General features: G+C 76.9%; 1 protein-coding gene. It reads right to left on the bottom strand.

What is annotated here, in order from left to right; translation table 11 throughout:
* Window positions 1–76 precede the first annotated feature (76 nt).
* On the bottom strand, window positions 77–2,127 hold a 2,051-nt coding region (locus tag E2C05_RS31255), incomplete at its 5' end, for a PAS domain-containing sensor histidine kinase (protein ID WP_133223504.1).

Below are 2,127 nucleotides of genomic sequence, written 5' to 3'. Positions count from 1 at the left end.
CGCGGCGCCGGACGCGTCCGGCGAACGGGGCGTCGCAACCCCGCCGGCGCGCGGCGACGTCGCCCGGCCGCCGGCATCATTCCTCGGCCAGGCTTCCCCGCGTCCCGTCCAGCGGCACCATCACCTCGCAGGCCAGCCCCGCCCGCGCCCAGTCCAGCGTCACCCGGCCGCCGAGCTGCGAGCGCACCGTGCCTTCCAGCACCCGGCTGCCGAAGCCGCGCCGGGCGGGCGGGCCGGGCACCGGCGGGCCGCCCGCCTCGGCCCAGTGCAGCAGCAGCCGCCCCGGCGCGGTCCCTTCCAGCCGCCAGCGCACCGCGACCATGCCGCCGGGGACCGAGAGCGCGCCATGCTTCGCCGCATTGGTCGCCAGCTCATGCACAGCCATCGCCAGCGGCTGGGCGGTGCCGGCGGGCAGCACCACCACCGGCCCGTCCAGCTCCGCCCGCTGGCCCGCCAGGAAGGGCGCCAGCTCCCCGCGCAGCAGCGTGCCGAGGTCGGCGCCGTGCCAGCGCTGCTGGGCCAGCAGCGTCTGGGCGCGGGCCAGGGCGGCGATGCGGCCTTCCACCGCGCGGACGAAGCTGCCGATGTCGTCGGCGCGGGTCAGCCGCAGCATGGTCTGCACCACCGCCAGCGCATTCTTGGCGCGGTGGTCCACCTCCCGCGCCAGCAGCGCCTGGCGCTCCTCGGCCTGCTTGCGCTCGGTCACGTCGGCATGGGTGCCGGTCATGCGCAGCGCGCCGGTCACGGGGTCCCGCCGGAGGCTGCCGCGCTCCTCGATCCAGGCGACGCGGCCGTCGCGCGGCCGGATGATCCGGTATTCCGACCGGTAGTCCCCGCCGCCGCGGCTCGCCGCCTCGCAGGCCTCGCGGTGGCGGGCGCGGTCTTCCGGGTGCAGCAGGGCGAGCGCGTCGCGCACCGTATCCAGCCGCGACCGCGGGTCGAGGCCGAAGATGTCGGCGGCGCCGCCGGTCACGCTCAGCCGGTCCGTCGCCAGGTCCCATTCGAAGCTGCCCATATGCGCCGCATCCAGCGCCATGATCAGCTGCCGCCGGCTCTCCCGCAGCGCCGCCTCCGCCCGCGCCCGCTCGGCGGCGGCCCAGAGCCGCTCGCAGCATTCCTCCACCAGCGTCACCTCGGCCGGCGACCAGGCGCGCGGCGTGTCCTGGTGGATGAACAGCATGCCCAGGATGCGGCCATCCTTCACCAGCGGCACGTCGAGCAGGGCGCGGGTGGCGATGCCGGCATAGGCCTGCTGCGTCTCGGGCGGGCGGGTGCGCGGGTCCTCGGCGATGTCGGTGACGGCGACGGTGCGGCCGGCGCGCAATTCGGCGGCGATGGCGGGGCCGAATTCCTCCAGCCGCCAGGTGCCGACCACCGGCGCGATGCGGCCGTCGCTCCAGTCCCGGTGGATGGTGACGTGGCGCTGCGCCGCATCCACCTGGCCGAACCCCGCCTGGCAGGCGCCGAGATGCTCGCCCAGCAGCCGGCAGGCCTCCGCCTGGATCGCCGCCGCATCCTGCAGCGGCCGCAGCGTGTCGGCCAGGCGCAGCAGGAAGCCCTGCCGCGCCTCCAGCTCCCGCAGCCGCGCCTCCGCCTCCCGCCGCGCCGTCACGTCGGTGAACAGCACGGCGACCTGCCGCTGCGCCGGGTCGCCGACGCGGCAGGCATGGACATCGAACCAGCGGCCGCGGGTGCGGCCGGCGCGATTCTCGAAGCGCATCGCCTCGCCGGTCAGCGCGACGCGGCCATAGGCCTCGTACCAGCGGGGGTCGTGGTTCGGCGCCAGTTCCCGGATGCAGCGGCCCACCGCGTCCCGCAGGCCGCTCTGCCGCTCGAAGGCCGGGTTCACCGCGAGGAAGCGGTAATCCTCCGCCCGGCCGGCCGCGTCGAACAGCAGCTCGATGATGCAGAAGCCCTCGTCCACCGCGTCGAACAGGGTGCGGTAGCGCTGCTCGCTCTCGGCCAGGGCGGTGTCGGCGGCGGGGGTGGCGAGCGCCAGCAGGCCGGCGACGGCGCCCGACGGATCCGGCAGCGGGGTCCAGGCGATGTCGTGCCGGCGCGTGCCCGGCCCGCCCAGCGCCACGCCGCGGCTGGCCGCGGCGGCGCCGCCCAGCGCCGCCTCCGCCG

Source organism: Paracraurococcus ruber (assembly GCF_004353985.1).
GTDB classification, from domain to species: domain Bacteria; phylum Pseudomonadota; class Alphaproteobacteria; order Acetobacterales; family Acetobacteraceae; genus Paracraurococcus; species Paracraurococcus ruber.
This window is presented reverse-complemented; position numbering and strand designations above follow the sequence as displayed.